Source organism: Sessilibacter sp. MAH1, from assembly GCF_054658315.1.
Genome location: NZ_BAAGIC010000006.1, coordinates 184241 through 198511 on the forward strand (window position 1 = coordinate 184241; position 14271 = coordinate 198511).

General features: G+C 40.5%; 16 protein-coding genes. 1 reads left to right on the forward strand and 15 read right to left on the reverse strand.

Going from position 1 to position 14271, the window contains the following annotated elements; all coding sequences use genetic code 11:
- Positions 1–70: 70 nt before the first annotated feature.
- Positions 71–634, forward strand: a complete 564-nt coding sequence (locus ACYQ28_RS08405; protein ID WP_460049337.1) for a histidine phosphatase family protein — start codon at positions 71–73, stop codon at positions 632–634.
- 247 nt (positions 635–881) lie between these two features.
- Here ACYQ28_RS08405 and ACYQ28_RS08410 read toward each other — a convergent pair whose 3' ends face one another.
- From ACYQ28_RS08410 to ACYQ28_RS08480, 15 genes are all read right to left on the reverse strand, one after another.
- Entirely contained in the window at positions 882–1253 is a 372-nt protein-coding gene (locus ACYQ28_RS08410; RefSeq protein WP_460049335.1) for a hypothetical protein, read from the reverse strand.
- On the reverse strand, positions 1247–1513 hold the full coding sequence (locus ACYQ28_RS08415; RefSeq protein ID WP_460164703.1) for an N-acetylmuramoyl-L-alanine amidase: 267 nt from the start codon (positions 1511–1513) through the stop codon (positions 1247–1249). Before ACYQ28_RS08415 ends, ACYQ28_RS08410 begins: the two co-directional genes overlap by 7 nt.
- Positions 1514–1571: 58 nt before the next feature.
- Positions 1572–1853, reverse strand: a complete 282-nt coding sequence (locus ACYQ28_RS08420) for a hypothetical protein (RefSeq protein WP_460049333.1) — start codon at positions 1851–1853, stop codon at positions 1572–1574.
- On the reverse strand, positions 1846–2271 hold the full coding sequence (locus tag ACYQ28_RS08425; protein ID WP_460049332.1) for a hypothetical protein: 426 nt from the start codon (positions 2269–2271) through the stop codon (positions 1846–1848). The genes ACYQ28_RS08420 and ACYQ28_RS08425 overlap by 8 nt, the downstream gene beginning before the upstream one ends.
- Positions 2272–2483: 212 nt before the next feature.
- The gene (locus tag ACYQ28_RS08430) at positions 2484–2693 is read right to left on the reverse strand and encodes a DUF7336 domain-containing protein (protein ID WP_460049330.1); all 210 of its coding nucleotides are present in this window, start codon (positions 2691–2693) and stop codon (positions 2484–2486) included.
- A 503-nt stretch (positions 2694–3196) separates the two neighbouring features.
- Positions 3197–3775: a hypothetical protein gene (locus ACYQ28_RS08435; protein ID WP_460049329.1), complete on the reverse strand. Its 579-nt coding sequence runs from the start codon at positions 3773–3775 to the stop codon at positions 3197–3199.
- 100 nt (positions 3776–3875) lie between these two features.
- Positions 3876–4412, reverse strand: a complete 537-nt coding sequence (locus ACYQ28_RS08440) for a hypothetical protein (protein ID WP_460049328.1) — start codon at positions 4410–4412, stop codon at positions 3876–3878.
- A 1-nt stretch (position 4413) separates the two neighbouring features.
- Positions 4414–4668, reverse strand: coding sequence for a DUF4747 family protein (locus ACYQ28_RS08445; RefSeq protein ID WP_460164704.1), 255 nt, complete (start codon positions 4666–4668; stop codon positions 4414–4416).
- Entirely contained in the window at positions 4599–5312 is a 714-nt protein-coding gene (locus tag ACYQ28_RS08450) for a DUF4747 family protein (RefSeq protein WP_460049327.1), read from the reverse strand. The genes ACYQ28_RS08445 and ACYQ28_RS08450 overlap by 70 nt, the downstream gene beginning before the upstream one ends.
- 697 nt (positions 5313–6009) lie before the next feature.
- Positions 6010–6696, reverse strand: a complete 687-nt coding sequence (locus tag ACYQ28_RS08455) for a nucleotidyltransferase family protein (protein WP_460049326.1) — start codon at positions 6694–6696, stop codon at positions 6010–6012.
- Between the two features lie 23 nt (positions 6697–6719).
- The gene (locus ACYQ28_RS08460) at positions 6720–7850 is read right to left on the reverse strand and encodes an XdhC family protein (RefSeq protein ID WP_460049324.1); all 1131 of its coding nucleotides are present in this window, start codon (positions 7848–7850) and stop codon (positions 6720–6722) included.
- Entirely contained in the window at positions 7783–10119 is a 2337-nt protein-coding gene (locus tag ACYQ28_RS08465) for a xanthine dehydrogenase family protein molybdopterin-binding subunit (RefSeq protein ID WP_460049323.1), read from the reverse strand. The genes ACYQ28_RS08460 and ACYQ28_RS08465 overlap by 68 nt, the downstream gene beginning before the upstream one ends.
- Positions 10120–10121: 2 nt before the next feature.
- Entirely contained in the window at positions 10122–10583 is a 462-nt protein-coding gene (locus ACYQ28_RS08470; protein WP_460049322.1) for a (2Fe-2S)-binding protein, read from the reverse strand.
- A 292-nt stretch (positions 10584–10875) separates the two neighbouring features.
- On the reverse strand, positions 10876–11853 hold the full coding sequence (locus tag ACYQ28_RS08475; RefSeq protein ID WP_460049320.1) for an AraC family transcriptional regulator: 978 nt from the start codon (positions 11851–11853) through the stop codon (positions 10876–10878).
- 392 nt (positions 11854–12245) lie between these two features.
- Positions 12246–14135: a sigma-54 interaction domain-containing protein gene (locus tag ACYQ28_RS08480; protein ID WP_460049319.1), complete on the reverse strand. Its 1890-nt coding sequence runs from the start codon at positions 14133–14135 to the stop codon at positions 12246–12248.
- Positions 14136–14271: the final 136 nt, after the last annotated feature.

Below are 14271 nucleotides of genomic sequence, written 5' to 3' on the forward strand. Positions count from 1 at the left end.
TTTATTCCTATCTAGAGTTATTCTTTTTTTGGGATTTTTGGAAAACCTTCTATTAAATAAGGAAATTTAAATGCATAAATATGTATTGGTATTATTCGGCATTTTGTTCTCTCACATATCATTTGCGGACAACGACAGCAACGTTTGGCAAGCACTTAAATCACCAGGCGCGGTTGTTGTTTTAAGACACAGTCAATCACCTAAAACTATTGATCCAGCGCTGGCTAAAATTGACAGCTGTGCAGAAGAACGTAATTTAGACGAACAAGGGCGCTCTCAGGCAAAAGCGGTGGGTGAGGCGTTTAAGGCGCATGCAATATCGGTAGGTACTGATTTCTCAAGCCCTGCCTGTCGAACCCGTGATACCGGTATTCTTGCCTTTAAAGAAGTCGAGAATTGGGAAGCCTTAAAAGGCTCAAAATCGGATGAAAGTCTGCTTGCAGTACGCATGGCAGAAACTAAAGATAAATTACAAACCATTCACGAAGACAAACCCATTGTTCTTGTTACCCACGGCAGTGTTGTTTATGAATTGGTTGGTAAAAATCTTGCGATGGGAGAATTCGCTGTTTTATTACCCGATGCAAACAATTCTTATACCGTAGCGGGTTCTGTTTTGGTTCCAGCACAATAATTATTGTTTAACCTCACAAGAAGCCGTCTTAATGGCGGTACTTTGCGTTTATTTTTAGCCAAAACTTAAAATCTAATTATTTAAACGTTCAATTTTATATTTACGTGATTATGTAAAACCATAGACGTTATTGGCAGTACTCATACGCGTAATTAAAGTTACAATTCAGATAAGAATTACCTAAAAAAATGGCTTTAGATAAGTTACAGCAGGGAGTTAGCGTATATCCACTTCTCTACAGTGCACGTTAGTCTGGTATAGACAAACAGTCTTCACAAGCCATGGTAATTGATCTATCTTCACACATAATGCTGCTTGTACCGCCAGCTCTAATTTCCCATTCACACTTTTTAGTGCCCATGTATCCCACGCCTTTTACAAAACAAGGCAAAAATGAATAGTTATCATGTATATCTTTTGGGGAAACTTGCATAGCATTGTTGAAAAAGTATTGAGCTTCATTTTTTGTTAAAGAAAAATTGACACAAAACTCGCCAGATATACCATCGTTACCCTTAGCAACAATATCAGTCACATTAATAACAGAGTTCTTGGTATCTAACCCTTTACATGCAGCCAAGAATGTCAAAAACAAAGAGATTACAACTATCCTTACCATGTCGCAGTACCTGCTTCTGTTGGCATTTTGTACGATACTTCTGGGTGACGGTAAACATCTGCTTTAGTAATAGAAAATAGCATAAAAAGTTCTGCAATGAGCCACTGTAACGACTGGTTTTGTAATGGCGCCACATTTTCATAGGCTTTTGTTTTGATGTCGTAATTTCCAACAATTTCTATACCAAGCGAATCAGAGTTTAAAGGGTATCGATCTGGGTAAGCTTTAATTTTTTCGTTATTGCAATCGAGCGAAGCGATACATAAAAACTAACATAACAGTATGTGTCAGCGCCAGTGGTTCGTTATGTCACTTAATTCAAATATCAAATCCGGCTTCGGTTAATACATCTGTCACTAAGTAAACAATCATTTCTGCATCTGCGTTTATGTCTTCGTCTACACCTTCAATATCAGGATGATTTTTAACAACAAGCTGACAAATAGTAGATGCAAAGTTATTTAACAGCATTGCCTCTTCTTTATTTGATACAATTATTTCAGTGGGGCCACCTTTTGAAATAATTTCGTAAACTTTCACATCATACTCCTCAGCTAAAGACAAGAATGCGCTTTTCTGCTCTTTTGTGAAATTACTCATAGCGAACAAACCTTCCCATTATTCTCCAGTTTTTAATAATACCTTGAACTTTTCGTTCATACTCTTCTTTAGCCATTTGACGCGTTACAACAATTGACCAATGATGTGCATTGTCTTGTTGCAATCTAAAGCCCTCTGGCATTACGCTGTTACGATCTACAGCTAAGAGCCACTTTTTAATTCCTGGCCGAACTATTCTATCTAATTGCTTGAAACTTGCAGCAAGCGAAATTCCCGTTCTGGAATTTGGTAGTACGTACCTGCCAGTTGAATCGTAAGTGATCTCTTTCCCAGATCGAAGCGGATTCTGTGGATTCTGCTTAGAATTGGCAGTGCGAATTACATTTTCCTTTAGCTCCCTTTCTATGAGTTCGAGCTCTTGCTCAAATATGAGCAAAGACTCATTGTTGTGTTTCATGTTTACTCCTATCTTTGATGATGGTTTGCATATAACACCTGCATTTAGGGTCGGTTTGGAGCTAGGTAGAAAACCAGTCACGCAACAAGGCATTGTTATGTATTTTCTTTCGCTTTAATTGCACATTTTTTATGTAGAGCTCTATATTATAGAGATAACCAAAAACAGATGCTGACTTGTATTGCTATTGACAACAAAAACTCATTCTCACACTACACGCCAAAACCTTCACTCCAATTTGTTTCATTAATTTCGTATTCATCAATACTGAAGCCGTCTGGGTAGTCTTTGAAACCCGGCAATTTAATAAGTCGATTAATAGCTTCCTGAGCAATATTTTTGGAGCTATATACACCGATTAGTTTTACATCTTCGTGTGTATGATCTTCGTAGGAGTGTTGTAATACAATTATTTTTCGCATACTTTCCTTACTGTCTATATATAACGCCTCGTGCATCGGCTGAGTGGAGTGAAGATTAAGGAAATTCAGACCAAAGCCCGAAAGTGGTGGCGCTTGTTATGAGTTTTACTGACCATTTCTTTCTGGGTTAATATTTTTTGGACTTGAGTTTATTATCTTGTCTACCATGTCACAAACTTGTTTTTCAGGGACATAAAAAAACTATTAACTGCCAGACTGAACAACAAAACCCACGAGCCAATTAAGAGTCCCGATTATAGGCCGAATAATTGAATGTCAAAAATTTGAAGAAACATAAAAAGCACAACCAAAGACACAATATACTTTTGTATAGCAAGCTGCTTCTTAGCGCGCTTATATTTCTTAAGTTCAACCGTATTAAATGTCATACGCAGTATACTCTGGGTTCGTAACGGCTTGGTAAATTGACCCCATTTGAGAGTGAAGTTTTGCGGTAAAGTGGCGAAGCCACCGCAAAACGTATCGTAGGAATACGGTCAATTTTACCGATTTGTTAAGCGTGACTTGCCCCATGCTACAAGCTTTTTTATATTTACACCAATGCCAGCAAAATTTGGCTCAAGGATTAAAGCGTCCACGAGCGCACCATGTTCGGAAGCGCGTAACTCTTTAGCGATCGTGAAGTTTTGGATCTCCTTCTTTTCACTTATATCGGTAAATATTTTTTCAATTAGATTAATCACATCAGATGGCTGCTTGCAAACCTCTCGAATCTTTAAGAATATTAGTGAATCACTGATTTTTGATTCGGGTTTGATTTCATCAGCGTCTATAAAATATTTTGGATGAATCGTAGTTATCATCAATGCTGGTAATATTGTATTCGGTCCCTGACCATTAATTTTTACCCAATTAAGTACCTCAGAATAAAAATGACTATCAGGAAGACCACGCACCATAACAGAATTGTGTTTTGCACATAGGGATTCTATTTTTGGTAAATTATCTACCAACGTATTCGATATTGGTTCTTCCCAATTGTAATAATCGAGCACGTACAGATAGTAATCTCTTTCTTCTGAAAGAGGTAAATCTGAGATTGAGTTTACGTGAAGTCCCATGTATTTCCTATCCGTTTAACGTCGCCAACACAGTCCTCGCGTAGCGAGGTGCAACGGGTTTTAGCATTGTATGATTGTGCTTGGCGTTGTTATACCTCACCTATTTGCCCTTCATAAATTCGTCATACCATGATGAGACTCTGAGAAGCGATAAGGTCGCCGCAACAGCAGAGAGAAGAGCGTATATAAAGATAAAATAACCTAAAAATGCACCAAATTTGCATATGTAGTAAAAATAATGGCCAAAAATTTTTAAAATACAACTATCTTTTGGCAATGTAAAATTATATGCGTCCGCAAATAACGCTGAAAGGATTGCGAGTATTTGTAGAAGGATAAAATGGACAAAAGCCGCATTGACTGACATAAATGGCGATGGCCCACCGGACTCTGACCCACCACTAATTAACTTTCTAAAATTTTCGTCACCCAAAGCTATCCACATTGCATAACCACCTAAAGAAAAACCAAGTACACTGGGCATAATAGATAGCACGTGCTTCCACCACTCAGAGTTTAACCAATGAGGAGCTAATATAAGACTGATAAAAATTGCCCCATAAAAGTAGTAACTACGGAATAATGCTTTAAACCCTCCATAAGACTTCCAGTATCTTTTTATAATGCTTTCGTTCATCTCATTTAAACCAAGACGCTATTTCATCTTTTACAGAGAGAACTTTTACTACGAGCATATCGAATGCTCTCTCCACTGCCGGATCGTAATAAAACTTATCTTTCCAAGGGTGACTTGAGGTCGTATATTCAATTGGTTTTGATAACGCATCTTTTCCTTTTGCATGTACATTACCAAATTTAGCAGCTATGTTAGCAAGAGTTCTAAGATCTTTATCCGGTTCAATTGAATGTCCGGGTATGGCTTTGTATTGTATTCTTGCTTTTGCTCTTCAACCTTGAGAGCGTTCATCCTTCGCAATACCTCTTTCTCTGCTTCACTTTGGTCATCCGGGTTTGGCCTTCTAATTTCCAGATCAAGTCGTTCTAATGTTTCCATACCAAGCGCCTTTTCAAGTTCGTCCTTACAAGGCATTGAGACGACATCCACCTTCCCATAATCATCAAATAATTCCGGGGCGTTAAACAACCGTTCAATCAGAGCCACCGCATTGGTATGACCGAATGTATGCCCATCGTAATATTGCTCATAAAATAAGATATGTGATTCTGGAAAGAAAATATAACTAAAACGAGAAGAATTTGGTTTAAGGTGTTCTGGAATAGAGATATCAACCAAATCATCATCTTCGGCTTTATCAGACGTTTTTGTATTGAACCAATCGCCGTCAATCTGTATCTGAGTAAACCTGTAAATATCACCGTATATTGGACCAAGATCACCAAATTTATTCCTATCCAAATAACTTACCGACGTAATCATTCCCAACTTATCTGATCTTATTTTTTTAATTAACCTTAGATTCTTTGCCTTTTTAAATAGCTCTAAATATTTTTTAGGAGAATGAGGGTGCATTGTAATATTTAGCGCACCAATTTCAATTTTCTTTTCTCTAGCCATTCTTATTTGTTCCTAAGCAGACTATATTTTTGTAATAACAGTTTAATAGACGCTGTAACCACGCCTTTCCCAAATATACCGTCGTTACGACGCGTGTTTCGCGCATGTTTTTCTGGAAATTATCTCGAAAGTTTTGTTAGGTCAATATTTTCAATTAGTTGGCGCAAGTTTCATTTTTATGTCTTCTGTAATTGCATATTTATCTAAAAAGTAGGTGTGTATACAGCCTTTTGAGTTGGTTGTTTTTTGTCTAATTTGAATTTGTTAAGTGAACAAATGTAATTCGATGAACGTTTTTGATTGGGCTTTTAGATTTGTTTTTTTGGGCGAGGTTGGGTTTTTAAAATCAGATTAGGGTTTAGATTGCGTTTGTAATTTCAAAAAATATTGTGCGAGGATTTTAATAAAAAGCACTTTAGGAACCTCTGATTAACTCATCCATGAGTTAATCAGAGAACAGAAATTGAAAATACAATTTCCAATTTCTTCACAATTTCAATCAGTTACCGTTCTTGAAATTGGCAACACATCCATGTATCGCTGGAAGCTCTAGATTAATCAGAGCTTCCTATAAATTACTTAAATGACTTTTTATTTAAATGCTTTTAACGATGTACGACGGAATAAGTAAAACGGATATTTAGAGATTTAAATTAATAAGTAGCAGAGCTATTTGAATGAAGCCATTTAAATAGTGTTATTTATGATTTAGGTCTTCTTTAAAGTCGATGTCTAAGATTACGCCTAGGTCGTCAACTTCAATTAATGATAGGTGTTGGGTGTGTTTTTTTATAACTGCCGCGGCGCCTGAATCTCCGTTTAAACCGGCTAATTCTTGCCAAAATTGTTTGCCAAATACCACTGGGTGGCCAAGTTTTCCGTATCGATTTTTGAATTTAAGGTTGGCATTTGTGAGTTGTTGTTCTGTAAGGGTAGGGCGATGTATTTTATGCAAGTCACAATTGTTGGTGACAAGTTGAATGGTTTCATTTTTGATGTGTGGCATGTCGGCTAAAAAGATTGCGGCGCTGGCGAGGCAATTGGGTAATGCCTTTTGGTTGACTTCGCTAAAAACATTGCCAATGCTACTGCCCAAACCAGTATGTGCATTTTGCGCATAAAATACGTAATTTGCGGGGTTTGATTCGGCGATTTGAATGGACGATAGATCTGTATAGTTCTGCTGAATATTAAGGTCTACCAAGCTGTCGTTACTCGATAACACCAAAACGTGATGTTGAAATAACGCTGTTATTTTATTAATAAGTGTATTTAACAGCGTGGTATTTTGAAATTCTGCTAAGCGTTTGTCTTCAACACCAAAGCGTGATGAAGAACCCGCAGCCATTATTACGGCAAGGCATTGTTGGTTTTTTACAGTCACAAACTAATTCTGCGCTTTAATGTTTATAGCGCATCGCGGGGTCGGCCACGATATACTCGCAAAATATCGGCAACTACGGCGAGAGCAATTTCGGCAGGGGTTTTACTGCCTAACGCTAGGCCAATTGGCATTTGAATTCTGGCGAGTTGTTGGTCATTCAGTTTGGCAATTTTTTGTAATCTCTCGGCGCGAGCACTGCTGGTTTTTTTAGAACCCATAACGCCAATATAAAAAGCGTTGGTGTTGATTGCGTCCATCATTGTCAAGTCGTCAATACGTGGGTCGTGTGTGAGTGCAACAATTGCCGTTGATTTAAAATCTATGGTCGCGCTAAAAAGCGAGGAGGGCATTAGATTTTTAAAATCAACGCCGTTTACGTCAAAGTCTTTAGTGATGTTTTCACGCGGGTCACAAATGGTTACCGCGTAACCCAAAGTTTGCGCAAATTGAGCACAGTAAATAGAGACCATCGATAACCCAGCAATAATAATTCTAACGGGGTTATTTAAGCGAATACTAAAAATACCATTGTTGTTATGTTCAACAACGTCACCATGGCTGTACAGCCACTCAAAAGATTTTTGGTTGGTTTTTGTATTAATGGTTCTACGTAAGCAAGACGGGCGACTAGTTGTATTTATCTGGTTTGCACTGTTTGGTTTGCTATTAAATGCAGTTACTTCAGACTGTAATTCTGTATAGGTAACGCCACTGAGTGATAATAAAAATATCTTTAAATAATGCTGATTAACCGGCGTAGGTTCTAGCTTTTCAACCAATATTTCTAAAATGCCGCCGCAAGGTAATTGAATTTGTGGTGCGTTAATATCATTAGTATCGCCGTAGCGAATAACCGTATTTTGTTCGGTAAAAGCGCCGTCGCGAATTCTGGCGAGAAAGTCTTCTTCTACGCAACCGCCAGAAAGTGACCCTACCGAGTCACCGTCTAGGTTTGCGACCAATAAAGAACCCGGCTCGCGCGGTGACGATCCAAAGGTAGAAAGCACCGTGCACAAATAAATTGTGCACGATTGCTCTGACCAAGCTAGCGCTTGTTGTATAACTTCTAGATCGAGCCGCTGCATATTAACTTGAAAGTTGGTTGGCAATGGGCAGGGTACGAATCCGTTTGCCTGTGGCAGCGAAAATTGCATTACACAATGCCGGTGCTACGGGCGGTAAACCCGGTTCACCAACGCCACCCGGTGCAATGTCTAAATTGTTATTAACCAGATGAACGCGCACTTTGCGTGGTGAATTTACCATGCGCGGCAGCAAGTATTGATGGAAATTATCTTGCTGAATTTTGCCGTCTTTTGCAGAAATTTCATTTTGCAACGCAATGCCAATACCCATAACAATGGCGCCTTCAAGCTGCGATCGAATACGCTCTGGGTTAATTTGCGGGCCGCAATCGTAAGCAATATCGGCAGAATGAATAATAATATTGCCGGATTTTTCGACTTCTACATCCATCACCACCGCTGCGTAAGAGACAAAACTGTAGTGCATGGCCAAGCCCATTCCGCGACCCGCGGGAAGCTTTTTACCCCAGCCAGCTTCATCGGTAACTTTTTCGATAACACCGCGCATTCTGCCAATATCGATAGGATAATCTTTAGGATTTTCACCGTAGTTCCAGTTGGCACCAACACTTGGCGGATCAATTTTACGGGCGGGGCCGAGTAGATCGAGAATATATTTTTTATGATCAACACCCGCCTTATGGGCACATTCTGCAATAAAGCTTTGAATACCAAAGGCGTGCGGCAGGTTATACACCGAACGGAACCAGCCAATGCGAACGTGGGCGGGCGCTTCTGGGTTTTCTATGCGCATTGCGGGAATGTCATACGGAAAGTTTGCCAAACCCATGCCTAATTCGAAAACGGCCTTGTGCATTGGGTCTTGCGTAAATAATGATGAAATTGTGGGTGCTAGAGAGCGGTGTAACCATGCCGTGGGCTTGCCTTTTTTATCAAGGCCCGCTTCGAAGTGCTCCAAAGAAACCGTATGAAAGTACGAATGGTGCAGGTCGTCTTCACGCGTCCACTGTACTCGTACCGGTTTACCCACTTGTTTGGCAAGAATTGCGGCCTCGGCGGCGTAGTCTGGTTTTGATTTACGACCAAAACCGCCACCCAATAAGGTCACGTGTACGGTTACTTGTTCTGGTTTTAAACCTATTGCTGCGGCAACCGTGCCTTTGGTTGCCTGCGGATTTTGCACCGGTGCCCAAACTTCAGCGCTGTCGGCAGTCACTTTAGCGATGGCAACCGGTGGTTCCATTGGCGCCTGTGCCATGTGCGGCATATAGTACTGCGCGCTTATGGTATCGCTGGCTTTTTCGAATCCTGCGGCCAGATCACCGTTTTCACGAATGACTTTTCCGGGTTTTTGCGCGGTTGCTTCAAGCAGTTTGCGATATTCCACCGAGTCGTATTGGGCATTTTCACCGGCTGGTGTTTCGTCCCAGTCTATTTTTAAGGCATTACGGCCTTTAATGGCGGCCCAAGTGTTCGATGCAATAACCGCCACGCCACCTAAAGGACTGAATCCTGCCGGTTGGCTTGCGGTATCGAGAGTTAGGGTTTTAATAACGCCCGGTACTTTTTTGGTTGCAGAATCATCCACCGATTTTAAGGTAGAGCCGTACACAAGTGGTCGCTGAATAACGGCGTAAACCATGCCTTCTAAATGAATATCAGCGCCGTACAGAGCTTTACCTTGAACAATGTCTTCGCCGTCAATCGCTAATGGACGAATAGGGTTGTTGCGGGTTTGATAGGTGTCGCCGGTCTCACGACCCATGTAACGCCATTCATCGCGAGATTTAAGAACAAGGCTATCGCGCGCAGGAACCGGCATTTTCCCGGCAGTTTCTGCAACTTCGGCAAAACCCAGCTTTTTGCCCGATGGCGTATGAATAATTTCGTGTACCCCGGCCTTACATTCGGTAACTGGCACCTGCCATTTTTGCGCAGCCGCTTGTTCAAGCATGGTTCTGGCACTGGCTGCAGCGCGACGCATAGGATTAAACCAGTGACGCATACTGCGTGAGCCGTCGGTATTTTGGTTGCCGTATTTTTCTTCGTTGGCGTCAGCCTGTAACACGGTGACTTTATTCCAGTCGGCGCCGAGTTCATCGGCGACAACCATCACCAAACTGGTACGAATACCTTGGCCCATTTCTGAACGGTGGTTAACAATGGTTACCGAGCCATCGTTGTGAATACTGATAAAAACGTTGGGATCATCCACCCAACCGTTAGGCATTGCATCGGCACCGTATTTTTTTTCTTCGTCCGCAGCTGCAAAATCCCACTTGGCAGCCAACACCAAAGCAGCACCGGCCAGCGCGCCTTTTAAAAATCCACGCCGGCTGATATTTTTAATCAGTAAGGTATTTTCTGAATGACTCATAATTATACCTCCGTCTTTTCAGCAGCTTTATGAATGGCTTTTTTAATACGGTTATAGGTACCACAACGACAAATATTACCGCTCATAAATGTGTCTATATCTTCATCGCTGGGCTTAGGATTCTTTTTGAGTAGCGCCGTGGCACTCATAATTTGTCCCGCCTGACAAAAACCACACTGAGGTACACCAACATCTAACCACGCTTCCTGAACTTGTTTACCAACCGGATCAGCCTGAATAGCTTCAATTGTTGTAATTGATTTACCGTTGGCTAATGCCAATGTCGTGACGCAAGAACGAATTGGCTGACCATCCATATGAACAGTACAAGCGCCGCAAAGCGCCATACCGCAACCAAATTTGGTGCCGGTCATACCCAAAATATCGCGCAAGGCCCAAAGTAGTGGGGTGTCATCGGGAAGGTCTAGCTCGTGTTTTGTACCATTCACGGTAAGAGTGGTCATTTATTTTCCTCAAGGTTTGGTCACGAGTTTAAAAATAGGTATAGGAAACTTTACTTAACTCAGAGTTTCCGGTGACACACGGATGTGCCATCAATTTAAAGAACGGTAAGTGAATCAAAATGTAAAGAAATTGAAAAATCACAGTGTCAATTTCTGTCTTCTAACTAAGTTAGAGACAAATTAATCAGCGGTTCCTAGGGTTTTATTGTTTAGGTAATTTTAAAAAATCGATTTGTTACCGGTTTTTATTAATTAAGTAATAACAAATTTATTCATCACAAAAAAATTACTTTTAATTTAATATGCCTTGACGAAAGGCGTTAACATCTTTGGTTGGCGAATTGCCAAAATATCGGCTGTATTCGCGACTAAATTGCGAAAGACTTGCATAGCCAACCCGTAAACACGCTTCACTAACATCAACGGTTTGATAAAACATAAGTTGTCTTGCTTGCTGCAACCGTAAGTTTTTTTGGTATTGAACCGGCGTCATAGACGTGATGTTTTTAAAATGCTGATGGAACGAAGACGGGCTCATATTGGATAAGTTCGCCAACTCATCAACCTTAACGGGCTGTTCGAAATGATCGTTAAGCCAATTGATTGCTTTGGTAATTTTCAGCATGTTCGAGTCGGCAACACCCAATTGCGCAACGTGAGCACCAACCGGGCTTTTCAATAAGCGGATTAGAATTTCCTCAACAATTAACGGATAGAGCAGGTGCATTTCATCTTGATTGGTGTACAGCTCTAACAATCGCGTAGCGGCATCAATAATTTTGGGATCAGCATCACCAACATATAAAGGTTGAAACGATTTAGTCATTGGTGCTTGAGAAACAAAAATCTTACTGACTAGCTCCGTTAATTTATTAACGTCGATATCAACAACCACACACAAATAGGGTTTTTCTGGGCTGGCGCCGACAATACTAGAATTAACCGGCAGCTCTGCTGGGTAGATTGCAATGCTTGACTCACCGTATTCGTATTGGTCTTGACCAATTTTTACGCACTTTTGGCCTTGAGCAACAATACATAAACCCGGTTTGCTCAATACTGGCACTACATCGTACAGCTTTTCAGTCGATTTAAAGACTCGAACTCCTTCCATCGGCAGAACTATACATCCAGAGTGAGGCGTACATCGGTCAATCAAAGAGGCCAGCTTTGACAAAGCGGAATCTTTTCTTTGGGCGCTAATGGAGGACTCCTTGGTAGATACTATACCGAAAGGCTGGGCCGGTACCGGCGTTACAGTAATAGTCATGAGGTCTCCCAAGCAAGAATTTGAAAATCTAAAACGGGTGTTACTAAGGTATGACATTCAAAGACGAATTACTTGCCTAATCCTACAAACATATTGCCTGATTTTGTAGACACGGCGCCTTACAAACAGGAACCTATTTGGAATAAATAGCGTTGATATAACTGATATAAACGATTGATAGATGAGGGATAGTGATAAGAACCGAAAACACAGTGATACATTTTTGAATGAAAGAGTTCTAATCTATTGGCCAAAATAATCAAAAAAGTACGAGCTTTATCCTATTTTAAAAATCATCTTAAATGCATTATTTATTAATTTTAATTATTCTAAAGGTAGAAAAAATCGAACACTGCATTTCTAATTTTTACCCAAAAGACTGAATGAATGATTTAGTCATCATTTAACCCCCATTTTTTTATCCGCGATATCAATGTTGTGGCTTTTATACCCAATAACTGGGCCGCGCCATCACTACCAAATACTTTACCGTTGCAATGGGTTAGGGCATTTTGAGTATTGACTCGCTCAAATTCACGAATTGCCTCTTCGCTAAGAATATCCACTTTTGCTGGTGAAGATTTTCCTTGAATGCTCGGTGTTTGCTGAAAATCCGGGAAACGAAGTTTGTTACCTGTCGCTAAAATAACTTGTCGCTCAATAATATTTTCCAGTTCACGAATATTTCCGGGCCAACTGTAACTTTTGAGTTTTTCAACTTCACCTATCGGTAACTCTAGTAACTCCTTGTTAATTTTTGTGCATACTTTTTTCAAAAAATGATGCGTCAGCAATGGAATATCATCAATTCGATCGCGCAATGACGGCGAGGCGAGAGGAAAGACGTTGAGTCGAAAATACAAATCTTCTCGAAATAATCCTGCGGCCACCAGCTGTTGCAGATTTTTATTAGTAGCCGCAATGATACGCACATCGGTGATACGAGTTTTTGCATCACCAATGCGTTCGAATTGCTGTTCTTGCAGCACTCTTAATAATTTACTTTGCAAATGCAGCGGAATTTCTCCAACCTCATCTAAAAAAATGGTACCGCCATCGGCGAGTTCAAAGCGTCCGGCGCGATCTGCGGTTGCACCGGTGAAGGCACCTTTTATGTGACCAAAAAATTCGCTTTCAAATAAATCACTGGGTATTGCTGCGCAATTAACACGAATAAGCGGTCTATCACGCCGTGTACTCGACTCGTGGATCGCCCGAGCAATCAGTTCTTTACCGGTACCAGATTCACCGGTAATCAACACCGTTGCATCGGTTGGTGCAACCAGTTCAATTTGTTGAATAACTTTTTGAATGGCTAAAGACGTACCAATAATTTGTTGATGATTAAATTCAGAATTAATTTCTTCTAACAGATAGGCATTTTCTTGCTCTAGTCGATTTTTGAGTCGTTCGACTTCTTCTAACGCTGCAATTAGGTTTTTTTGATCGTTGATTTTTTGCGAAACATCGCGAAAAACAATAACAGCACCAATAATTTCACCATTATCTCGAATCGGTGTACTGGTGTAATCGACATACACCGGCTGGCCAGATTTACTCCAAAAAACATCTTGCTCAACGCTGTGCACTACGCCGTCTCGAAAGGCTTCATAAATAGGGCAGTCCTTTGCATCGAAATGGTCACCATTTTTAAAACTGTGGTGAATCATTACATGCATATTTTTACCGGCAAGTTCTGCGGCGGTGTACCCTAAAATGCGCTCAACAGCCGGATTAATAAAGGTCGTTAAGCCGTTGACATCTACGCCGTAAATTCCCTCTCCGGCGGCATCCAACAGCAATTGATTTTCGCGTTCAAATTCTTGAAAAACCTGCGTTGTTTGATTCCAATGACCCAACCCCGATAAAAAATATCGCTGCGCCTCCTGTTGATCACGTAGGGTTTTTAATTCGCTGGCATCTTGAATTAGCGCCAAAATTACGGTTTCGCTCGGCTCATTTATACATCTTGCTAAGATTTCTAATTGAACAGTTTTCGACGCAAATTCGTACGTTAAAGAGTCCGTCCAAGCGGTATCTTTTTCGAGCACTTCTTGGGTAAACAACAGTAGTTGATTGAAATTGTTTTTAAATAAACTGGAGACTTTTTGACGAACAAGCTCGGTTTTGTTTTTACTCAACAAATCCGCCAAGACATTATTAACGGCGATAATTTCATCATTAACCGGATTAAAAACCATGAAACCACAGGGCAAATGTTCACCAAACTTGGTCCACAAGTCCGGCGAGGGCGCTTGTACTGAGTTATCCGTAGAGATCATTTTGCGATCGGCCTAGAAATAATGATGAAATAAATCGGGTTTAACCATACTACGAAATTTCATCAACTCACGCTACGAAATATCATAAATTACGATATTTCGTACATTATAAATCACTTAAATATTTTATATTTTC

Bases quoted from the DNA above. Each gene is read 5' to 3' on its own strand.
- ACYQ28_RS08480 (WP_460049319.1), bottom strand. From the start codon at position 14,135: ATGATCTCTACGGATAACTCAGTACAAGCGCCCTCGCCGGACTTGTGG.
- ACYQ28_RS08425 (WP_460049332.1), bottom strand. From the start codon at position 2,271: ATGAAACACAACAATGAGTCTTTGCTCATATTTGAGCAAGAGCTCGAA.
- ACYQ28_RS08410 (WP_460049335.1), bottom strand. From the start codon at position 1,253: ATGGTAAGGATAGTTGTAATCTCTTTGTTTTTGACATTCTTGGCTGCA.
- ACYQ28_RS08450 (WP_460049327.1), bottom strand. From the start codon at position 5,312: ATGGCTAGAGAAAAGAAAATTGAAATTGGTGCGCTAAATATTACAATG.
- ACYQ28_RS08440 (WP_460049328.1), bottom strand. From the start codon at position 4,412: ATGAACGAAAGCATTATAAAAAGATACTGGAAGTCTTATGGAGGGTTT.
- ACYQ28_RS08435 (WP_460049329.1), bottom strand. From the start codon at position 3,775: ATGGGACTTCACGTAAACTCAATCTCAGATTTACCTCTTTCAGAAGAA.
- ACYQ28_RS08465 (WP_460049323.1), bottom strand. From the start codon at position 10,119: ATGAGTCATTCAGAAAATACCTTACTGATTAAAAATATCAGCCGGCGT.
- ACYQ28_RS08420 (WP_460049333.1), bottom strand. From the start codon at position 1,853: ATGAGTAATTTCACAAAAGAGCAGAAAAGCGCATTCTTGTCTTTAGCT.
- ACYQ28_RS08470 (WP_460049322.1), bottom strand. From the start codon at position 10,583: ATGACCACTCTTACCGTGAATGGTACAAAACACGAGCTAGACCTTCCC.
- ACYQ28_RS08475 (WP_460049320.1), bottom strand. From the start codon at position 11,853: ATGACTATTACTGTAACGCCGGTACCGGCCCAGCCTTTCGGTATAGTA.
- ACYQ28_RS08430 (WP_460049330.1), bottom strand. From the start codon at position 2,693: ATGCGAAAAATAATTGTATTACAACACTCCTACGAAGATCATACACAC.
- ACYQ28_RS08460 (WP_460049324.1), bottom strand. From the start codon at position 7,850: ATGCAATTTTCGCTGCCACAGGCAAACGGATTCGTACCCTGCCCATTG.
- ACYQ28_RS08405 (WP_460049337.1), top strand. From the start codon at position 71: ATGCATAAATATGTATTGGTATTATTCGGCATTTTGTTCTCTCACATA.